Here is a 6,199-nt window from a genome sequence, read left to right on the forward strand (position 1 = left end):
TCTGGCAATTGCCGACATCGCAGCCGCCGAGCCGATTTATCAGTTGGTTACCGCTACCGAGGCGCAGGATAGCGAAACGGCTGTTGCCAAGGGCCTGGTGGAAAAATCCACCGTGCCGAAGGCGGTTGATGTGCTGGCACCGCGGATCGAAGTGGTACAACCGACGATGGCGCTGCCGCTGGTCAATCCATTCAACGTGGTCGTGCGCTTCATCACGCAATCCGACGCGCAGCTTGATACGAAGTCTCTGAAAGTGAAATATGGTTTTTTCCGGATCGATGTCACCGAACGAATGATGGCGGCGGCAATCTGGAAAGGAAACGAGGTAACGTCCAACGGTGCCGCAGCACCCAAGGGCAAGCACCGGTTTTATGTGCAGATCGCGGACAGCAAACAGCGGCTGCGCGAAAGTGAAATGGTGATCATCGTACGCTAGATTTTTCTGGCGACTTTGGGCCCAACCGCTGCGCTGCCGCGATGTCTTTTGGCTCAATTATAATGACCCAAGTGCGCGCCGGAAGATCAGTAGCGGTACGCCGAGTTGATCGACGCAGCCTTCAGATATCGGAAATCAGCCAGCGCTGATCTCTATCCGACCATTGGTGCCGACAGCGCGATCGAATGATACGGCGCAGACGGCGCTTGCTGCGATCTGGGCTTGCACTTTGGCGGCCTCAGCTGCGTCTGCATTTCCTGCTCGCACAGTAACGCGAACCGGCTGGTTGCACAGGCCTGGCTGCTGCGCCCACATGGCGACTTCTGCCTGATCAGCATCAGCAAGACCGCGCGGACCAATCGCCAGCACAAGCACTGCCAGTTTTGATGGCTGAGGCCCGGCATCGGCGGCCGTTACCGGCGCGCCGCGATCAGCCGTGGTGAACGGCAGATTGGCGGTGCCGACCACGGTAATCACCGCGATTGCCGCAGCCATGCCCATCCAGGGCTTGAACCAGCGATCATTCGCCGGCGCCGGCAGCTTCGCGATCACGTCGGCTGCGTGCTGCTCGGCAACCCGCTGGAGGATGGCATCACGCAATTCCGGTGGCGGCACTGCATCGGCAGTGCTTGCGGCCAGGAGTTTGCTCCAGACCGTGTCCGCGCCAGATTTGGGTGTGTTTTCAGTCATGACAGATCCATGTGTTCGCGCATTGCCAATTTCAATTTGGCGCAGACACGGCGATAGCGCGTTCGCGCCGTTTCCAGCGGAATGGCAAGTGTCTCGGCTATGTCCTGCCAAGTCATGTCCGCGCCTCGGTCAAGGCCCTCCTTGAGACGGAAAACCGCCTGTTCGTCGGTGGACAGGCCGGCCAATGCCGCAGAGAATGCAGCGACAGCTTCATTTGATTGCGCGACGCTGTCCGGCAGAGGCGCATCTGCTGCTGCCGTGTCAAACTCGGCATCCTCATCGCCAAGATCGTTGGTGACCGGACGGCGGCTGAGCCGCCGCCAATGGTCCGAAGCCCGGCTGCGAATGATCGCGTTGAGATAGGTTCGAAATTGCGCGGTCGGTTCATAGGTGCCCAGGTTCCGCGCAAGCGTAACCCAAACCTCTTGTTGGACTTCCTCAGCATCGGCATCGTTGCGCACCAGACGAGACACTCGGGCAAAACACCATCGACTGTGACGATCATACAGCGCGGCAAATGCCCGCCTGTCGCCTGCAACATGGGCAGCACACAGCTGGGCATCGCCTGCTTGTTCGAGATCGTGCATATCTTCACCCCGGAATGAACGCTCGGACCCCTCCTAAACGTTCATTGCTCTAACATCATATATTATTTGCGAGCGTTCGCAGTTTGGAATCTCAGAATGAAAAATTATTTTTCCGCCGGGGTGGCATTGGCTTGCCTGATGCTGGGATCACCTGGGGCGGCGCAATTGCCGATCAGCCCGCGGCTGCTCGATACTGTTTCAAAGTCGCCGTTCGGGGTGTCGGCATTGTTGATCCCGGCAGACGGAAAACAACTGCCGGCCATTGCCGGCAGCGAAATCCTGCCCGATGGCAGCGTACTTGCCCAATTGCCGATTGCGCAAATCGAAACGATCGCAGCCAGCGGCGCGTTGGGCTGGGCCATGCCGCAGCAGTCAATTTTGCTGCCTGACGATTTTCCAGCGCCGCCGATGCGTTCTGATGCGCAAACCATCGCCAAATCTGCACCGGGGCGTCAGGGCCATGGCAATGGCAGCGGCGTGCGCATCGGGGTGATTGATTTTGCAGCCGTAAGTGCCGGTAACCCTGTTCTGGGGCAACTGCGCGGCACGTGGCCAGCCGGTGGGTTGGCCCCCGCCGGCAGCAACACGCACACCGATCAGGTGCTGGCCATCATCAACGAACTGGCACCCGCGGCCGAATTGCTCCTGTTCCGGCTGCCTGCCAATCCAGTGGATCAAGACGTCCGCCGTGCTGCAAAACGTCTGGCCGAAGAAGGCGCACAGATCATCAACTTTTCCGGCGCGTCTTATGGCGACCGCCGCGACGGCAGAGCGCCGCTCGATCAACTGGCGGATGAACTGTCTGCGCGCGGCATATTGTTCGTCACGGTTTCAGGCAATGATGCGCAGCGCAGCTGGCAAGCGCCGCTGCTGGATGCAGACCGGGATGGAATGGTCGATGTTGCCGGCGGCGGCATCCTGCTGAAAGCCAAGGGCGGCAAGATTACCCTGCAACTCAGCTGGGATGATTGGGGCCTGGCCAGACGAAGGATACCGACAGGCTTCTGGGACATTGATCTTGAATTGTTTGATGCTGCCGGAAAATTGGTCAAAGCACAAAATACCCCGCGCGGCCTGGTCGGTGAACCCATCGAAACACTCGATGTTGGCGCCTTGGCGCCGGGCGACTATATTGTGCGCTTGCCATACCGCATGACCGCGCTCCGCATCGGCCGGCCGATTGTGCAATTGGTAGCGACCGGCGCCGTGGACTCACTGGTGCCGTCGGTTGCGGAGGGCAGCATCGCAATCCCGGGCACTGCGCGCGGCGCACTTACGGTCGGGGCCAGCGATGGACAACGCCCAGCCGCATACAGTGGCCGCGGGCCGACCCTGGATGGCCGTACCAAGCCCGATTTGCTGGCAAACCCGGTTGGCCTATCAGGGCGGGCGGGCACATCATATGCAGCGCCCCGGATTGCCGGCCTCGCCGCCCAACTGCTGTCGAAGCAACCACAACTTGATCTGATGACCCTGCGCGCCACCCTGATCCAGCTGGGATCACAGGTGCCGTGAGTGCCCAAAATGCCCTTGTTTGGGCCAATTGCCGTCACAGCCAGAAGCGCACACCGGTCCGCACCGACCAGCCGCCTGGATTTTCGCCCGCCGCCCGCGCCAAGCGGCTGGATTCGCCCAACCGTCGTTCGAACATCACCGCCACATAAGGCGCGATGCGGCGGGTGACTTCATAGCGGGTGAGGATGCCGGCCTCCAATATGGCCGGGCCGGGCGCGATCAGCCGTTCGGGCTCGCGGGTCAGGTAGATGTCGGTTTCAAACAAGGGCTGCACCACGAAACGGTTGCTGATGCGCAGATCAAAGGACTGGCGCAGGCGAACCAGCACATCGCCTTGCAGCCCGAAAAACGCGTGCGCTTCGGTCTCGAAAAACAGCGGCGCCAAGCCCTGAGCGCCAACCACCACATAGGTGCGCGCGTCGGGCGCGATATCGTGGCGCAGGCCGATTTGCGCATCAAAGAACGTCGCAACATTGCGGCTGTACAGCGCCTGAAACTCGCTTTGCTCCAGCCGCGGCCCCTGGGTTTCGCCTTCGGTGCGCCACCAGAATTTGTCCCGGTCGCTGCCGATCCAGCCCTGTGCTTCCCAATTGGCAACGAGCTTGCCGTTGAAGCGAGTCAGATCGGCTTCTTCGACCAGCGTGTAATTGTTGATGCCGCCATCATGGCCGTGAACCGTCTGAGATGCCGCTGGCCCACACAGAATCGCCGTGAGCCATAACACCCGCATCAATGAACATGCGCCATGGCGGGCGCCGCCTTGCCGTCCGGCCCGGCAACGCTGGCCACCACCAGCTTCTGCATCATGCCGCTGTTCATATGATAAAGCAGATGGCAGTGCAGCGGCCATTCGCCGGCCTCGTTGGCGGTCAGCACGATCGATTGCGTGCGGCCAGGCGCCACCACCACGACATTTTTTTCCGGCGTCAGCCCCGGCGCCTGGCCGTTCTCAACCTCGAAAAACATGCCGTGCAGATGCATTGGGTGCGCCATCATCGTCTCGTTGATGAAGGTGATGCGCACGCGCTCGCCAAATTTCACATCGATTGGCGGGCCTTCGCCGAACTTCTTGCCATTCAGCGTCCAGATATAGCGCTCCATATTGCCTTGCAGCCGAACGACAATCTCGCGGCTGGGCGGCGCAGCGTCGGCGCGCGGCACCAGCGCAGCCAGATCGCGCATCGACAGCACCCGCGCGCCATAGGGTGCACCGGTGGCCCAGCCGAACACGCGGTTGCTGCCATCGGTATCGCCTTCGCGGCCCAGCACGGGCATGCCCTTCATCGGCGGCATCCCGGCCATCGGATCGCGGCCATAGCCATAATCCACCACCGGAAACGGCGTGCCAGCCGCCGGCTTTGCGGCCAGCGCCACCGCTGTGCCAACGCGGAGGTTGTTCACGGCTGGCGCTTTGGGCGTGCAGTGGCCCATCGCAGCATGTTCGGGCGGACAATCGGGATCACCTGCAACCAGCTGCGGCGCTGGCGTCTTTGGCGTGCAATGGCCCATCGCGGCATGTTCGGGCGGGCAATCTGCATCGCCGGCCGCCGCAACAGTCGGTGCAGCCGCCGTGCCGCCGACCACGCAATGGCCCATGGCGGCATGCTCCGCGCTGCACGCCTCGCCCGGTGCCGGCATGCTATGGCCCATTTCACTCAGCAGCAGCACCTGCTTGGGCCGGGCGGCAGGCGCGCTGACGGGCAGGGCCAGATCGCTGGTCAGGCGCACCAGCACGCTCGCCCGGCGATCCAGCGTTTCCACCCACAGCGCGTGCGCGCCCGCTGGCGGCGTGACGATCACGTCCCAGGTTTCCGCCACACCCATGCGCAGTTCATCCACCAGCACCGGCTGCACCGGCCGGCCATCGGCGGCCACCACCGTCATGCTCACGCCGGGAATGCGCACATCCACAAAGCTCATCGCCGAGCCATTGATCAGCCGCAGCCGCACCCGCTGGCCGGGCACAAAGCCCAGCGTCGGCTGCGCAGCCGTGGGCTTGCCATGCGCCAGCAACGTGTAGCCGGTCACATCGGCAATATCGGTGGCATCCATGCGCATCTGCCCCCACGCCTGCCGTTCGGCCAGGGTCGCCTTCAGGCCGAATTTGCGGGCATCACGCAGCATTTCCGGCGCCGTGCGCTTGTTCCAATTATAATAGCCGCTGTCGCTCTTCAGGTTTTTCAAAACGCGGCCCGGATCTTCACGCGTGTGATCGGAAAACAGCACAACATGCTCGGCATCGGCAACGATCGGATCATCCCCGGCCGGCGCAATGATCAGCGCGCCATATTGGCCGGCCTGTTCCTGGCCTTCGCTGTGGGCATGATACCAATAGGTGCCGCTCTGGCGGATCTTGATGCGGTAGCTGTAGGTCTCGCCGGGCTTGATGCCGGCAAAGCCATTAAACCCCGGCGCGCCATCGTTCGGCCCATCCACCAACAGGCCATGCCAGTGAATGGAGGTGCTGCTGGCCAGCCGGTTGGTCACGCGCACCACCGCCTCCTCGCCCTCGCGAAAGCGCAAGGTCGGGCCGGGCACGCTGCCATTGATGGCGATCACGCTGTCGCTGCGGCCGGGCACGACCGCCATGGTGCGCCGCTCCACCACCAGATCGTAGGTGCCGGCCTGCGCCGCCGCCGGAAGCACAAACAGCAAGAGCGCGAAGATTTGCCTGAACCACATCCTGCTGCCATAGCGTGCGGACCATGGTACGGAGTCAAGCCCCATCACGGCTCACCATCGCGCATCTTGCCGCAGCGGCCGGCGTGGGCGTGGAAACCGTGCGCTTTTATCACCGCAAGGGCCTGCTGCCGATCCCGGCCAGCAGCGGCGCCGTTCGCCATTATGACGACGCTGATATTCAGCGCCTGCGCTTCATTCGCACCGCGCAGCGCGCCGGATTCAGCCTGAAGGAAATCGCCGAGCTGCTGGCGCTGGATGCCAGCCATGATCGTGCCCGCGTGCAGGCGCT

Annotated in this window: 7 protein-coding genes; 3 read left to right on the top strand and 4 right to left on the bottom strand. The window is 62.6% G+C overall.

From position 1 onward, the window contains the following. The coding region (locus ABWP50_RS12710; RefSeq protein ID WP_353218355.1) for a hypothetical protein at positions 1-436 on the top strand (436 nt) is incomplete at its 5' end. A gap of 135 nt (positions 437-571) precedes the next feature. Here the strand turns inward: ABWP50_RS12710 and ABWP50_RS12715 are convergent. Continuing rightward, the gene (locus ABWP50_RS12715) at positions 572-1,126 is read right to left on the bottom strand and encodes a hypothetical protein (protein WP_353218356.1); all 555 of its coding nucleotides are present in this window, start codon (positions 1,124-1,126) and stop codon (positions 572-574) included. Then, the gene (locus tag ABWP50_RS12720; RefSeq protein WP_353218357.1) at positions 1,123-1,713 is read right to left on the bottom strand and encodes a sigma-70 family RNA polymerase sigma factor; all 591 of its coding nucleotides are present in this window, start codon (positions 1,711-1,713) and stop codon (positions 1,123-1,125) included. The genes ABWP50_RS12715 and ABWP50_RS12720 overlap by 4 nt, the downstream gene beginning before the upstream one ends. Before the next feature lie 96 nt (positions 1,714-1,809). On the opposite strand from ABWP50_RS12720, the gene ABWP50_RS12725 reads away from it, so the two are divergent. Further along, positions 1,810-3,228, top strand: a complete 1,419-nt coding sequence (locus ABWP50_RS12725; RefSeq protein ID WP_353218358.1) for a S8 family serine peptidase — start codon at positions 1,810-1,812, stop codon at positions 3,226-3,228. Positions 3,229-3,262: 34 nt separating this feature from the next. Here ABWP50_RS12725 and ABWP50_RS12730 read toward each other — a convergent pair whose 3' ends face one another. Both ABWP50_RS12730 and ABWP50_RS12735 read right to left on the bottom strand, forming a co-directional pair. Then, positions 3,263-3,958: a copper resistance protein B gene (locus tag ABWP50_RS12730; protein WP_353218359.1), complete on the bottom strand. Its 696-nt coding sequence runs from the start codon at positions 3,956-3,958 to the stop codon at positions 3,263-3,265. Next, positions 3,958-5,874, bottom strand: coding sequence for a multicopper oxidase domain-containing protein (locus ABWP50_RS12735; RefSeq protein WP_353218363.1), 1,917 nt, complete (start codon positions 5,872-5,874; stop codon positions 3,958-3,960). Before ABWP50_RS12735 ends, ABWP50_RS12730 begins: the two co-directional genes overlap by 1 nt. 59 nt (positions 5,875-5,933) lie before the next feature. Here ABWP50_RS12735 and ABWP50_RS12740 point away from each other — a divergent pair. Continuing rightward, a partial coding sequence (locus tag ABWP50_RS12740) for a MerR family transcriptional regulator (protein ID WP_353218360.1) occupies positions 5,934-6,199 on the top strand: 266 nt, incomplete at its 3' end.

Source organism: Sandarakinorhabdus sp. (assembly GCF_040398645.1).
In the GTDB taxonomy this organism is placed as follows: Bacteria; Pseudomonadota; Alphaproteobacteria; order Sphingomonadales; family Sphingomonadaceae; genus Sandarakinorhabdus.